Source organism: Shinella yambaruensis, from assembly GCF_050859155.1.
GTDB classification, from domain to species: domain Bacteria; phylum Pseudomonadota; class Alphaproteobacteria; order Rhizobiales; family Rhizobiaceae; genus Shinella; species Shinella yambaruensis.
This window is the reverse complement of the sequence record NZ_CP150638.1, coordinates 1-13,092: the sequence shown is the minus strand read 5'-3', so window position 1 is coordinate 13,092 and position 13,092 is coordinate 1. Positions and strand designations below refer to the sequence as shown.

14 protein-coding genes are annotated in these 13,092 nt (G+C 65.5%); 10 read left to right on the top strand and 4 right to left on the bottom strand.

The features are described 5' to 3' along the window. Positions 1–2: 2 nt before the first annotated feature. The 5 genes from WMC41_RS00070 (at position 3) to ptsN (ending at position 4,456) form a co-directional block, all read left to right on the top strand. Positions 3–566 carry an LptA/OstA family protein gene (locus WMC41_RS00070; RefSeq protein ID WP_272804223.1) on the top strand — a complete coding sequence of 188 codons (564 nt, stop codon included), beginning with the start codon at positions 3–5 and terminating at the stop codon, positions 564–566. 18 nt (positions 567–584) lie between these two features. Continuing rightward, entirely contained in the window at positions 585–1,382 is a 798-nt protein-coding gene (gene lptB / locus WMC41_RS00065) for an LPS export ABC transporter ATP-binding protein (protein ID WP_398430435.1), read from the top strand. 151 nt (positions 1,383–1,533) lie between these two features. After that, positions 1,534–3,093: an RNA polymerase factor sigma-54 gene (gene rpoN / locus WMC41_RS00060; protein ID WP_432346521.1), complete on the top strand. Its 1,560-nt coding sequence runs from the start codon at positions 1,534–1,536 to the stop codon at positions 3,091–3,093. Between the two features lie 249 nt (positions 3,094–3,342). Further along, positions 3,343–3,918, top strand: coding sequence for a ribosome hibernation-promoting factor, HPF/YfiA family (gene hpf / locus WMC41_RS00055; protein WP_244767239.1), 576 nt, complete (start codon positions 3,343–3,345; stop codon positions 3,916–3,918). Positions 3,919–3,991: 73 nt separating this feature from the next. Beyond that, complete coding sequence (gene ptsN / locus WMC41_RS00050) at positions 3,992–4,456, top strand: PTS IIA-like nitrogen regulatory protein PtsN (protein ID WP_023516844.1); 465 nt, start codon at positions 3,992–3,994, stop codon at positions 4,454–4,456. A gap of 73 nt (positions 4,457–4,529) precedes the next feature. Here the strand turns inward: ptsN and grpE are convergent, their stop codons facing one another. Both grpE and hrcA read right to left on the bottom strand, forming a co-directional pair. Beyond that, positions 4,530–5,153, bottom strand: coding sequence for a nucleotide exchange factor GrpE (gene grpE / locus WMC41_RS00045; protein WP_432346518.1), 624 nt, complete (start codon positions 5,151–5,153; stop codon positions 4,530–4,532). A 92-nt stretch (positions 5,154–5,245) separates the two neighbouring features. Next, positions 5,246–6,322, bottom strand: a complete 1,077-nt coding sequence (gene hrcA / locus WMC41_RS00040; RefSeq protein ID WP_244767237.1) for a heat-inducible transcriptional repressor HrcA — start codon at positions 6,320–6,322, stop codon at positions 5,246–5,248. A gap of 193 nt (positions 6,323–6,515) precedes the next feature. Between hrcA and rph the strand changes: the two genes are divergently transcribed. From rph to hemW, 4 genes are read left to right on the top strand one after another with little or no spacing between them, the layout of a single operon-like run. Next, entirely contained in the window at positions 6,516–7,232 is a 717-nt protein-coding gene (gene rph, locus WMC41_RS00035; RefSeq protein ID WP_244767236.1) for a ribonuclease PH, read from the top strand. 13 nt (positions 7,233–7,245) lie between these two features. Continuing rightward, complete coding sequence (locus WMC41_RS00030; RefSeq protein ID WP_272804220.1) at positions 7,246–7,662, top strand: VOC family protein; 417 nt, start codon at positions 7,246–7,248, stop codon at positions 7,660–7,662. Positions 7,663–7,670: 8 nt separating this feature from the next. Beyond that, entirely contained in the window at positions 7,671–8,315 is a 645-nt protein-coding gene (gene rdgB, locus WMC41_RS00025; protein WP_272804219.1) for an RdgB/HAM1 family non-canonical purine NTP pyrophosphatase, read from the top strand. A 6-nt stretch (positions 8,316–8,321) separates the two neighbouring features. Beyond that, positions 8,322–9,515, top strand: coding sequence for a radical SAM family heme chaperone HemW (gene hemW, locus WMC41_RS00020; RefSeq protein ID WP_432346515.1), 1,194 nt, complete (start codon positions 8,322–8,324; stop codon positions 9,513–9,515). Here hemW and WMC41_RS00015 read toward each other — a convergent pair whose 3' ends face one another. Further along, positions 9,516–10,454: a DMT family transporter gene (locus WMC41_RS00015; protein WP_432346513.1), complete on the bottom strand. Its 939-nt coding sequence runs from the start codon at positions 10,452–10,454 to the stop codon at positions 9,516–9,518. It lies immediately after the preceding gene. 136 nt (positions 10,455–10,590) lie between these two features. Between WMC41_RS00015 and gcvA the strand changes: the two genes are divergently transcribed. Then, positions 10,591–11,487 (top strand): transcriptional regulator GcvA, encoded by an 897-nt coding sequence (gene gcvA, locus WMC41_RS00010; RefSeq protein WP_272804216.1) that lies wholly within the window; start codon positions 10,591–10,593, stop codon positions 11,485–11,487. A 45-nt stretch (positions 11,488–11,532) separates the two neighbouring features. Here gcvA and dnaA read toward each other — a convergent pair whose 3' ends face one another. Continuing rightward, positions 11,533–12,987, bottom strand: coding sequence for a chromosomal replication initiator protein DnaA (gene dnaA, locus WMC41_RS00005; protein WP_272804215.1), 1,455 nt, complete (start codon positions 12,985–12,987; stop codon positions 11,533–11,535). Between the last annotated feature and the right edge of the window lie 105 nt (positions 12,988–13,092).

The following is a 13,092-nucleotide window of genomic DNA, read 5'->3' as shown; positions in this document are numbered from 1 at the left end:
CCATGTTCGCCACTCTTTCCGCCCCGCTCCGGGCCGCCAGCATTTCCGTTCTTGCCGCAGGCCTTGCGCTGATCTCGGTTCCTGCGGACGCCCAGCAGACGTCGAGCCGCATGAAGGGCATGCAGCTGTCGAACGACAAGCCGATCCAGATCCAGAGCGACAAGCTGGAAATCCGCGACCAGGAGAACAAGGCCGAGTTTACCGGCAATGTGAAGGTCGTGCAGGGCACGACGACGCTGCAGGCAGGCAAGATGGTCGTCTACTACGCCGCCAGCGGCGGCGGCTCGGTGGCCAGCGGCGATGCGGATATCGAGAAGATCGACGTTTCGGAGAAGGTCTACCTGAAGTCCGGCACGCAGGAAGCGACGGCCGACACCGGCACGTTCAACCTCGTCAACGAGACGCTGCTGCTGAAGGGCGAGAAGGTCGTGCTGTCGGAAGGCAAGAACGTCTTCGTCGGCTGCCAGCTCACGGTGACCATGCGCACCGGCGAGGCCAAGCTCGACGCCTGCGGCGGCCGCGTCATGATCCAGCTCGATCCGAAGTCCCGCAAGCAGACGAACTGATATAGCGTGTCCTCCTCTTTGCTCACCCGCCTGACGCGCCGCCCCAGGAAGGCCGCGCAGGAGCCCCAGCGCAGCGTCGATCTTTCGCGCTACGACGGGACCCTCATTGCCCGCGGGCTGACCAAGAGCTACCGCGACCGCTGTGTCGTCAACGGCGTGTCGCTCGTCGTGCGCCGCGGCGAGGCGGTCGGCCTGCTCGGCCCGAACGGCGCGGGCAAGACGACCTGTTTCTACATGATCACGGGCCTCGTGCCGGTCGACGCGGGCTCGATCGAGATCAACGGCAACGACGTCACGACCATGCCGATGTATCGCCGCGCCCGCCTCGGCGTCGGCTATCTGCCGCAGGAAGCCTCGATCTTCCGCGGGCTGACGGTGGAGGAGAACATCCGCGCCGTGCTGGAAGTGCACGACAAGGACAAGGCGCGGCGCGAGCAGAAGCTCGACAGCCTGCTCGCCGAGTTCTCGATCTCGCATCTTCGCAAGTCGCCGGCCATCGCGCTGTCCGGCGGCGAGCGCCGCCGCCTCGAGATCGCCCGGGCGCTCGCCACCGACCCGACCTTCATGCTGCTCGACGAACCCTTTGCCGGCGTCGATCCGATCTCCGTCGCCGACATCCAGGCGCTGGTACGCCACCTCACCTCGCGCGGCATCGGCGTTCTCATCACCGACCACAATGTGCGCGAGACGCTCGGCCTCATCGACCGGGCCTATATCATCCATGCCGGCGAAGTGCTGACCCACGGCCGGGCGAACGACATCGTCGCCAATCCGGATGTGCGCCGCCTCTATCTTGGCGACAATTTCAGCCTCTGACGCAAGCCGTGCGCATGCGCGCCGCGATTTTCACCAAGTTTACGGCTGGCGCTTGACCAAACCCATCAAAAAAGCAATTTTTGGGCCAGTTGGATTTCGCCGCCCCGCCACGCCGGCCGGAGGCCGCTTTTCCGGGGAGTAGAGCGTCCGCATGGCACTCGCAGCCAGCCTTTTCCTGCGCCAAAGCCAGTCGCTGGTGATGACACCCCAGCTCATGCAGTCCATCCAGCTCCTGCAGATGACGCATGTCGAGCTCAACCAGTTCATCGCGCAGGAACTTGAGAAGAATCCGCTCCTGGAGATCGCCTCCGGCGACGAAGGCGGACGGGACGGCGAGCAGGGCGGCGAGGATTATGCCCTGCCGGGCGAGGACCGCGGCCATGCCGAAGGCGGCGAGGACGGGTTCCAGCCGGACCTCTACGACAGCGCGACCAGCGGCAGCGCGGGCAGCGCACCCGAAACGCTCGATGGCGGCCTCGATAACATCTTTCCCGACGATGCCGGCCCGCGCGCGGCCGATGCGCCGGAACTCATCGGCCAGTGGAAATCCATGCCCGGCGGCGGCGAGGATGGCGAGGGCTACGACCTCGACGACTTCGTGGCGACCCGCAAGACGCTGCGCGACGTGCTGAATGAGCAGATTCCCTTCCTCCTGCCCGACCCGGTTGACCGGCTGGTCGCCCAGCATCTCGTCGATCAGCTCGACGATGCCGGCTATCTCCAGGGCAGCACGGCCGAGACGGCGCTGCGCCTCGGCAAGCCGGTCGCCGACGTCGACCGTGTGCTCTACCGCCTGCAGGAACTCGACCCGCCCGGCGTCTTCGCCCGTTCGCTCAGCGAATGCCTCGCCATCCAGCTGAAGGCGAAGGACCGGCTCGACCCGGCCATGGCGGTGCTCGTCGACAATCTCGAACTGCTCGCCCGGCGCGATTTCGCCACGCTGAAGAAGCTCTGCGGCGTCGGCGAGGAAGACCTCGTCGACATGCTGGCGGAGATCCGCAAGCTCGACCCCAAGCCCGGCACGCGCTACGAGACGAGCGCCTCGGAGGCCGTGGTGCCCGATATCGTCGTGCGCGCCGCGCCGGACGGAACCTGGCATGTCGAGCTCAATGCCGAGACGCTGCCGCGCGTCCTCGTCAATCGCGACTACTACGCCTCCGTCTCCAGCCGCACGAGCCGCGACAGCGCCGATTCCGGCTTCCTCAACGAATGCCTGCAGACGGCCAACTGGCTGACCCGCAGCCTCGACCAGCGCGCCCGCACCATCATGAAGGTGGCGAGCGAGATCGTGCGCCAGCAGGATGCCTTCCTGATGCACGGGGTCGACCAACTGCGCCCCTTGAACCTGAAGACGGTCGCCGAGGCGATCAAGATGCACGAATCGACGGTGAGCCGCGTCACCTCGAACAAATACATGCTGACGCCGCGCGGCCTGTTCGAGCTGAAATATTTCTTCACCGTCTCGATCGGCTCGGCGGAGGGAGGCGATTCCCATTCGGCCGAAAGCGTGCGTCACCGCATCCGCGCCATGATCGCGCAGGAATCCCCCGACGCGGTGCTCTCCGACGACGACATCGTGGGTGCCCTGCGCGAGGGGGGCGTGGATCTTGCCCGCCGCACCGTGGCGAAATACCGCGAGGCGATGAACATCCCCTCCTCCGTGCAGCGGCGCCGGGAGAAGCGGGCGCTCGCCAAGGCCGCCACCTCGTGAAACAAAGCCGGAGAACCGGCGTTTTCATATGACAGACGTTAAGAATGCGTGAACCCGGGAATTGACTTCGCTGGCGGGACGGGCTAATGCGCGCCCCACTTTCGAAGGGAAGGCAGGCCGGAACTCCAGACATATCCCCGCTTTTCTGAAGCGTGCGTCACAAAAACCAGTGCATGCGTGAAAAGCTTGGAACGTGGATAAGGTTGGAATAGACTGTTGCACGCAAATCACGAAAGAGAGGAAACCTCCATGAGTGTGCGTGTATCCGGAAAACATATGGAAATCGGCGACAGCTTCCGCCAGCGTATTGAAGAGCAGGTGGGAGAGGCCGTAACCAAATATTTCGACGGAGGATATTCGAGCCAGGTTACCGTGGAAAAAGCGGGGTCGCGGTTCAGTGCCGATTGCAAGGTGCACCTCGATACCGGCATGGCCTTGCAGGCGAATGGTGAAGCGAACGATCCCCTGGCGGCCTTCCAATCGGCCTCCGAACGGATCGAGAAGCGCCTGCGTCGGTACAAGCGCAAGCTCAAGGATCACCACAACGGCAATGGTCATGATGCCTTTGCAGAAGTGGCTTACACGGTGATGGATTCGGTCCCCGACGAAGACGACGAGCTTCCCGAGGACTACGCGCCGACCATCGTTGCGGAAAGCACGAAGAAACTCAGGACCATGTCCGTCGCCAGCGCCGTCATGGCGCTCGACATGACGGACGAGCCGGTCCTTCTCTTCCGCAGCGCCGGGTCGGAGCAGCTCAATATCGTCTACCGACGCAACGACGGCAATATTGGCTGGATCGACGCAGCCAATATCAAAGGCTGAGTGACGGGAGCGTGGCGCCGGGACGGGCGCCACGCTTCTTCAATCCCTTCACCCAGCGCACGAGGACAAAAGCATGGCATTGGCAGGTTTGCTGCAGCAGAGTGCGATTATTCCGGCGATGAAGGCCAATTCCAAGAAGCAGCTGCTTCAGGAGCTGGCGACAAAAGCGGCAAAGATCACCGGTCTTCCGGAACGCGAGATCTTCGACGTCATCCTTCAGCGCGAGCGGCTCGGTTCGACCGGCGTGGGCAATGGCATCGCCATCCCGCACGGCAAGCTGAAGGAGCTTTCGCAGATCACCGGTCTCTTCGCGAGGCTCGAAACCCCCGTGGACTTCGAGGCGCTGGACGACCAGCCGGTCGACCTCGTCTTCCTGCTTCTGGCCCCGGAAGGCGCCGGCGCGGACCACCTCAAGGCATTGTCGCGCATCGCCCGCGTGCTGCGCGACCCGGCAATGGTCGCAAAGCTGCGCGCCTCCGACAGCGAGAGCGCCATCTATGCCTGCCTCAGCGAGGAACAGGCATCGAACGCGGCCTAGCGTTTTATGGAATGCACATGAAAAAACCGGCGGTTTTGCGACCGCCGGTTTTCTTTGTCCTGTCGTCTGCCGATCAGGCCTGCGCGGTGCTCGCCTCGCCGGCAGGCGCCTTCGGGCCGCCCTTGGAAACGCCGACCATGGCCGGGCGCAGCACGCGCTCGCCGATGACGTAGCCGTCCTGCACGACCTGCACGACCGTGTTGTTGGCAACGTCCGGGTTCGGCACTTCGAACATGGCCTGGTGGAAGTTCGGATCGAACTTCTCGCCGATCGGGTCGAGCTTGCGCACGCCGTGGCGTTCGAGCGCTGCGAGCATGGAGCGCTCGGTCATCTCCACGCCCTCGGCCAGCGCCTTCAGGCCGGTGTCTTCGGCGGCCTGCGCTTCGGCCGGAATGGCATCCAGCGCGCGGCGCAGGTTGTCGGACACGGCCAGCATGTCGCGGGCGAAGCCGGCGACGGAATAGGACTTGGCGTCCTTCACGTCACGCTCGGTGCGCCGGCGCAGGTTGTCCATCTCGGCGGCGAGGCGCAGGTACTTGTCCCTGAGTTCGGCGTTTTCGGCCCGCAGGGCATCGACCGGATCCGGCTCCGCCGGGGCGGCGGCCTCGGCAGTTGCCTCCTCCGGCGCGAATGTTTCGGCGGCGATGGTGCTCTCTACCGCTTCGTCAGGTCCGTGTTTCTTGCTCTCGTCGGTCATGACGTACTCCGAATTGCATCTTTTAAGGGGTTTGGCCCGATATCGAGCTTTGATCCCGAAAAATCAAGGGCCGATGCCCGGATTGCGGGCATTCAGCGCGAAAGCCGCGAGATCAGCTGGGCCGTATAGTCCACCATGGGCACGATCCGGGAATAGTTGAGCCGCGTCGGCCCGATGACGCCGACGGCCCCGACGATCTTGTCGTCGCTGTCGCGATAGGGCGCGACGATGAGCGAGGAGCCGGACAGCGAGAAGAGCTTGTTCTCCGAGCCGATGAAGATGCGCACGCCCGGGCCCGTCTCGGCAAGGTTCAAGAGTTCGATCAGGCTGTCCTTGCGCTCCAGATCGTCGAAGAGCATGCGCAGGCGATCGATATCCTCGGCGCCGGCAAGGCCTTCCAAGAGGTTCGCCCGGCCGCGCACGATCAGCCGCGTCGGCTTGCCCTCGTCGAAGCCGCCGGACCAGACCGCAAGGCCCCGCTCGACGAGATCCTGCGACAGCTTGTCCAGCTCGCTGCTGATTTCGCCGCGCAGCCGTTCGAGCTGCGAGCGCGCTTCCACGAGCGTGTTGCCGGCAAGATGGGCGTTGAGGAAGTTGGCGGCCTCCGTGAGCTGCGAGCTGGTGACGCCGGCCGGCAGTTCGATGATGCGGTTCTCTACCTGGTCGTGATCGCCGACCAGCACGACCAGCGCCTTGGTCGGCTCCAGCCGGATGAACTCGACATGCTTCAGCACGGCGTCGTTCTTCGTGGTGATGACGAGGCCCGCGCCGCGCGACATGCCGGACAGCGCCTGGCTCGCCTCGTTCATCATGGTTTCGACGGCGGTATGCTTCTGGCCGTGCGGGCGCACATGGCGCTCGATCGAGGCGCGGTCCTCCGGCGAGATGTTGCCCACCTGCATGAAGGCATCGACGAAGAAACGCAGGCCAAGCTGCGTCGGCAGCCGCCCGGCGCTGATATGCGGCGAATAGATGAGGCCGAGCTCCTCGAGGTCGCTCATCACGTTGCGCACCGAGGCCGGCGAGAGCGACATGGGCAGGATACGCGACAGGTTACGCGAGCCGAGCGGCTCGCCGCTTTCCAGATAGCTCTCGACGATGCGGCGGAAGATTTCGCCCGAACGCTCGTCGAGCGCCGCCTGACTGTCAGGACCCGGAGATCTCTTCAAAACCATCTTTCCGCTGCAAACCCTGTTATCCGACAGGAATATAGTGATTTCGAAGGTCAGCGCAAAACGGATTTTCCCGCCATGGTTTCCCGCTGCAAGGCGCCAAAACGCAAGCGCCGTGCCGCACCACCATTCCCTCGCCCGGCGATCTGGTCTAAAGCAGCTTCCCAGACAATTCAGACAGGAGTTCGCAATGCGGCCGTCCGGCAGAAAAACCGACCAGATGCGCAAGGTTTCCTTCGAGCGCAACATTTCCAAACATGCCGAAGGCTCCTGTCTCGTCAAGTTCGGCGATACGCACGTGCTCGTCACCGCGAGCCTGGAAGAAAAGACGCCGCCGTGGCTGCGCAACAGCGGCAAGGGCTGGGTGACCGCCGAATACGGCATGCTGCCGCGCGCCACCGGCGAACGCATGCGGCGCGAAGCGGCATCCGGCAAGCAGGGCGGCCGCACGCAGGAGATCCAGCGTCTCATCGGCCGCTCGCTGCGCGCCGTCGTCGATCTCGAAGCGCTCGGCGAACGCCAGATCACCGTCGACTGCGATGTCATCCAGGCCGACGGCGGCACGCGCACCGCGTCCATCACCGGTGCCTGGATCGCCCTTCACGACTGCCTGAAATGGATGGAAGCCCGCAGCATGATCAAGGTGGAGAAGGTCCTGAAGGACCATGTCGCCGCGATCTCCTGCGGCATCTTCGCCGCCCAGTCGGTCATCGACCTCGACTATCTCGAAGACTCCGCCGCCGAGACCGACGCCAATTTCGTCATGACCGGCTCGGGCGGCATCGTCGAAATCCAGGGCACCGCCGAGGGCAAGCCGTTCACGGAGGAGGAATTCTCCGGCCTGATGGCGCTCGCCCGCGCCGGCATCGCCGACCTCGTCGGCCTGCAGAAGCAGGCGATCGCCTGAGACAGGTTTCGCCATGACCGCCGCGATCGAAGGCATTCTCGAAACCGCGCTCTACGCGGACGACCTCGACGCGGCGGAAGCCTTCTATGGCGGCATCCTCGGATTGGAAAAGATCACGCGGCAGGCGAACCGCCACGTCTTCTTCCGCTGCGGTCCCGGCGTTCTCCTGATCTTCAATCCGGCCGAGACCGTGCATCCGCCGCCGCCCCAGGCCTTTCCGGTGCCGGTGCACGGCGCGAGGGGGCCGGGCCATGCCTGTTTCCGCGTGCCGGGGCCGGCGCTTGATTTCTGGGTGAAAAAGCTCGAAGAAGCCGGCATCGCCATCGAAGCGGATTTCCGCTGGCCGAACGGCGCCCGCTCCATCTATTTCCGCGACCCCGCCGGCAACAGCCTCGAATGCGCCGAACCGGGCCTCTGGAACATCGCTTGAGGAATTTCATGCGCAAGCTCGACACCAAGACGATCGTCGTCGCCAGCCACAATGCCGGAAAGATCCGCGAGATCGAGGACCTGATCGGCCCCTTCGGCTTTTCCGCCAGGTCCGCCGCCGAACTGAAATTCGAGGAGCCGGACGAGACCGGCACGACCTTCGAGGAAAACGCGACGATCAAGGCGCTCGCCTCGGCGAAGGCCGCGGGCCTGCCCGCCCTTTCGGACGATTCCGGCCTCGTCATCGACGCGCTCGACGGCGCGCCGGGCGTCTACACGGCGAACTGGGCGGAAAAGGAAGACGGCACGCGCGACTTCGCCATGGCCATGGAGAAGGTGGAGAAGGCGCTTGCCGAGAAGGGCGCCACCGAGGCGAAGGACCGCACGGCGCGCTTCGTCTCCGTGCTCTGCCTTGCCTGGCCGGACGGCCATACCGAACTCTTCCGCGGCGAAGTGGAAGGCCACGTCGTCTGGCCGCCGCGTGGCACGCAGGGTTTCGGCTACGATCCGGTCTTCCGGCCGGACGGCTACGAGACGACCTTCGGCGAGATGAGCGCGCAGGAAAAGCACGGCTGGAAGCCGGGCGATGCGGCCGCGCTGTCGCACCGCGCCCGCGCCTTCAAGCGCTTCGTCGAAACCTGCCTGAAGGCCTGAGGCGCGATGACGGCGGTGCCCCTCGACATCCGGCCGGGCATGGGATCGGGCCTTTCCGACCCCGGCTTCGGCATCTATGTGCACTGGCCGTTCTGTGCCGCCAAATGCCCCTATTGCGACTTCAACAGCCATGTGCGCCACCAGCCGGTCGATCAGCCGCGTTTCGTGCAGGCCTTCCTGAAGGAAATGGCGACGATGCGCCGGCTCACCGGCTCGCGCAGCGTCACCAGCGTCTTCATGGGCGGCGGCACGCCCTCGCTGATGGCGCCGGAAACGGTGGATGCGATCCTCAACGGCATCGCCCGCCACTGGCATGTGCCTGACGGCATCGAGATCACCATGGAGGCGAACCCCTCCAGCGTCGAGGCCGAACGGTTCCGCGGCTATCGCGCGGCCGGCGTCAACCGCGTCTCGCTCGGCGTTCAGGCGCTGAACGACCGGGACCTCAAATTCCTCGGCCGGCTGCATGACGTCGCCGACGCGCTGAAGGCGATCCGCCTCGCGCGCGACATTTTTCCGCGCATGTCCTTCGACCTCATCTATGCCCGGCCGAACCAGACCGTCGAGGACTGGGACCGCGAATTGAAGCAGGCCGTCTCCTATGCCGTCGATCATCTCTCGCTCTACCAGCTCACCATCGAGGAGGGCACGCCCTTCTACGGCCTTCACAAGGCCGGCAAGCTGGTCGTGCCCGACGGGGAGCAGTCCGCCGTGCTCTACGAGGCGACGCAGGAAATCACCGAGCGCGAAAACATGCCGGCCTACGAGGTCTCCAACCACGCCCGCCCCGGCGCGGAAAGCCGCCACAACCTCACCTATTGGCGCTATGGCGACTATGTCGGCATCGGTCCCGGCGCGCATGGCCGCCTGACGACCGGCGGCGCAAAGATCGCCACCGCCACGGAGCGCAAGCCGGAAGCCTGGCTGGAACGGGTCGAGGCGGAAGGCCACGGCATGATCGACCAGGAGCTTCTGGAGCGCGAGGCACAGGCGGACGAACTGCTGCTGATGGGCCTGCGCCTCAAGGAGGGCGTCGATCTCGCCCGCTGGCAGACCCTCTCCGGCCGCGACCCGGATCCCGACCGGGAACAGTTCCTCATCGAGCACGGCTTCATCGAGCGGCTCGGCAATTCGCGGCTGCGCTGCACGCCGGCCGGCATGCTGATCCTCGACGCCGTCGTCGCGGACCTCGCCTGCTGATCAGCCGCCGGCATCCGAGCCGAGCGGCCGGCGCTTTTCCATCACCATGCGCAGGAGACGCCCGTCGATGGCCGCAAGGCCGACGGCGATCAGCACCATGCCGGCAAAATGCTTCGGCGCCAGCACCTCGCCGAGAACCAGCGCGCCGAGGATGGCGCTGACGGGGATGAGGAAGGTCACGAGCATCAGGTTCGTCGCGCCCGCCGTGGCGAGAATGCGGAAGAAGATGACATAGGCGAGCGCGGTGGCGAGGAAGGCGAGGCCGAACAGGGCCATCCAGGTCTGCGCCGAGGGCATGGCGAGCGTCCATGGGCGGTCGACGACCAGCGCGACGGGCAGCATCAGCACGGCGGAGGCCGTCACCTGCCCTGCGGCCGGCAGCAGCGGCGGCAGGCCCAGGCGGCGGAAGCGGCGGCCGAAGATGCCGGCGATCGAATAAGAGACGGCGCCGCCGAGCACGGCAAGCTGCGCCAGGAGGTTGGCGCCGAGATCGGAGAGGACCGAGGGGCCGATCATCAGCGCCACGCCGAGAAAGCCGACGAGGACGCCGACGAGCCGTCCGCCCGTCATCTTCTCGTCCGTCGTCAGCAGATGGGCGGCGATGACGGCAAAGAGCGGCGTGGTGGCGTTGAGGATGGAGGCGAGGCCGCTCGCGATGTGCGTCTGGCCCCAGACGATCAGCGAGAACGGGATGATGTTGTTGAGCACGCCCATGCCGAGGAAGGCGAGCCAGACTTCCCTGCTGCGCGGAACGGCATGGCCGGCAAGGCGCACGACCGTCCAGAGCGCGAGGGCGGCAAGGCCGACGCGGGCGGTGACGATGGTGAGCGTCGGCAGTTCGCGCACCAGGATGCCGTTGAAGAGGAACGAACCGCCCCAGAGAAGCGAGAGCGCGATGAGCAGGCCCCATTCGCCTGCGGTCATGCTGCGGTTGGCCATGGGAATCTCCTTGCGAAATTTTCTAAACCTGTCGCAGTGCCCGGATGTCAAAATCCGGCTTTCGCGCTATAATTTCGCGGATTTTCATGCGGTACAAACGATCATATTTCGGCTCTTCAGCGAGGAAAACTAAATCATGAACGGCCGCCTCCCCTCCCTTTCCGGCCTGCGCGCCTTCGAAGCGGCAGCGCGACACCTGAGCGTAACGCTCGCCGCCGGCGAGCTCAATGTCACGCCGGGCGCCGTCAGCCTGCAGATCCGCGAGCTGGAGCAATCGCTCGGCGTGCAGCTCTTCGAGCGCCGGCCGCGGCAGATCAGGCTGACGGAGAATGGCGAGGGCTACTTCAAGGCGATGCGCTCGGCCTTTCGCATGATGCGCGAGGCGACCGACGAATTGCTGGCCCGGGCAAAATCTCCCGCGACGCTGGCAATCAGTTGCACGCCGACCTTCGCCGCACAATGGCTCGTGCCGCGTCTGCCGAAATTCGAGGAGCGCCTGCCCGGCGCCGACATCCGCATCAGTGCCTCCAACCGCCTCGTCGACTTTGCCCGCGACGGCGTCGATATCGCGATCCGCCACGGCTTCGGCCGCTACGAGGGCCTTGTCAGCGAAAGGCTGCTCGACGACGACCTGATGCCCGTCATCGCGCCTGCCCTCAAGGAGAAGATCCCGCTCGATGCGCCGGCGGACCTTGCCGGCCATGTGCTGATCCACGACGTGCACCGGCAGGACTGGCGGCTCTGGCTGGAAGCGATGGGCGTTGCCGGCATCGACGTGCAGCGCGGCCCCGTCTTCACCGACAGCAACGGCGCGATCGAGGCGGCCAAGGCCGGCGACGGCGTGGCGCTGGCGCGGCTTTCGCTGGTGGCACGCGAGGTCCAGGAGCGGCGGCTTATCGCCCCCTTCCCGCGCGGCGTGGCGACGGGGCTTGCCTATTACATCGTCTATCCGCCGGGCGCGCTGGACCGGCCGGCGGTCGCGGCTTTGCGGCAATGGCTGACGGAAGAGGCGCGCGCAGTGCGTGGGCACTGAAAAGGGGCCTTCCGGCCCCTTTTCGTCACGGCATGAACGCCATGATCATTCGTTGATCAACCGCTTCAGCAGTTCGATCTCGTGGCTGAGCTTGGTGTCGCCCGCGATCAGTTCCTCGATCTTGCGCACCGCGTGCAGCACGGTCGTGTGGTCGCGTCCGCCGAAGCGGCGGCCGATCTCCGGGAAGGAGCGCGGCGTCAGCGTCTTCGACAGATACATGGCAATCTGGCGCGGCTTAACGATGACGCGCGTGCGGCGGTTCGAGACCAGCTCCTGGCGCGAGACGTTGTAGTGCTTCGCCACCACGCGCTGGATGTCCTCGATGCGCACCCGGCGCGGTTCGCCGGCGGCGACGAGGTGGCCGAGCAATTCGTCGACGCGCTCGATCGTGAGATTCGGCTCGAAGGAACGGCGGAAGAGCAGCTGATTGAAGGCGCCTTCCAGCTCCCGGCCGCTCGCCGTGATGTTGCGCGCGACATGGCTCAGTATATCGACCGGGATATCGAGCGAAGCGTCCTCCTGCTGCGCGGCGGCGAGCCGGCGTTTCAGGATTTCGAGGCGCATTTCGTAGTCCGGCGCTTCCATCTCGATGGCCACGCCGCCCTGCAGGCGCGAGCGCACCCGCGGATCGAGCGATTCCAGCTCCCACGGCGCGCGGTCGGCGGCGACCACGACCTGCCTGGCGGAATCGAGCAGCATGTTGAGCAGGTGGCAGAACTCGTTCTGGATCGAATTGCCCTGCAGGAACTGCATGTCGTCGATGATCAGGAGATCGATGTTGCGCAGCGTCTCCTTGAGGGAAAGCGCATCATTGTCGCGGATCGCGGTCGCAAAGCGCCACATGAAGTATTCGGCCGTCAGATAGACGACGCGCGGGTTGCGGGCGCTTGCCAGCGCGCCGAGCGCGATCGCCTGGAGAAGGTGCGTTTTGCCGAGGCCGACGCTGGAATGGACGAAGAGCGGGTTGAAGCGCACGGCGCCGGCGCCGGCTTCCGCGATCGTGCGGGCAGCGGCAAGGGCGACGCGGTTCGACGTGCCCTCGACGAAGGCGTCGAACGTATAGCGCTGGTCGAGCGGCGAGCCGAAGAGCGGGCCGGACGGCTGCTGCACGCGCGGCTGGGCCGAAGCGGCAACCGATACCGCTGCGCTGGCGACGGGCTGCGGACCGCTCGCGGCGCGGCGCGGCTGCGCCTGCGGTGCTGCGGGCTCGGTGGCCGCCGCCTCCTCGGCGACGCCGGTGCGGGCGCCGCGGGTTGCGGTTCGCACCAGGATCTCCACCTTGAGGATTTCGGCATCCTCCTGCTGGAACAGGCTGGTGATGAGATCGAGATAACGATTGTTGATCCAGGACTTCAGGAACGTCGTCGGCACCGACAGGCGCACGACGCTCTTGGAAACGGAATGGACCTTCAGCCGACCGAACCAGCTCGCGAAGACGTCCGGGCCAACCTGCGCTTTAAGGCGCGCACTGACCCGCTCGAAAATCGCGTCCTGCTTCATATCGGATGGAACCCCCGCCGCCTGCGCCCCTTCTTGCGGGAGCGTTTTAAGTGCATTTTCCCCGTTTGCGAATGCACCAGCCGTTCTGGCCGTATTCATCTGCAT

Coding starts and splice junctions, on each gene's coding strand:
- WMC41_RS00070 (WP_272804223.1), top strand. CDS start 3: ATGTTCGCCACTCTTTCCGCCCCGCTCCGGGCCGCCAGCATTTCCGTT.
- rpoN (WP_432346521.1), top strand. CDS start 1,534: ATGGCACTCGCAGCCAGCCTTTTCCTGCGCCAAAGCCAGTCGCTGGTG.
- hpf (WP_244767239.1), top strand. CDS start 3,343: ATGAGTGTGCGTGTATCCGGAAAACATATGGAAATCGGCGACAGCTTC.
- ptsN (WP_023516844.1), top strand. CDS start 3,992: ATGGCATTGGCAGGTTTGCTGCAGCAGAGTGCGATTATTCCGGCGATG.
- grpE (WP_432346518.1), bottom strand. CDS start 5,153: ATGACCGACGAGAGCAAGAAACACGGACCTGACGAAGCGGTAGAGAGC.
- rph (WP_244767236.1), top strand. CDS start 6,516: ATGCGGCCGTCCGGCAGAAAAACCGACCAGATGCGCAAGGTTTCCTTC.
- WMC41_RS00030 (WP_272804220.1), top strand. CDS start 7,246: ATGACCGCCGCGATCGAAGGCATTCTCGAAACCGCGCTCTACGCGGAC.
- rdgB (WP_272804219.1), top strand. CDS start 7,671: ATGCGCAAGCTCGACACCAAGACGATCGTCGTCGCCAGCCACAATGCC.
- hemW (WP_432346515.1), top strand. CDS start 8,322: ATGACGGCGGTGCCCCTCGACATCCGGCCGGGCATGGGATCGGGCCTT.
- WMC41_RS00015 (WP_432346513.1), bottom strand. CDS start 10,454: ATGGCCAACCGCAGCATGACCGCAGGCGAATGGGGCCTGCTCATCGCG.
- gcvA (WP_272804216.1), top strand. CDS start 10,591: ATGAACGGCCGCCTCCCCTCCCTTTCCGGCCTGCGCGCCTTCGAAGCG.
- dnaA (WP_272804215.1), bottom strand. CDS start 12,987: ATGAAGCAGGACGCGATTTTCGAGCGGGTCAGTGCGCGCCTTAAAGCG.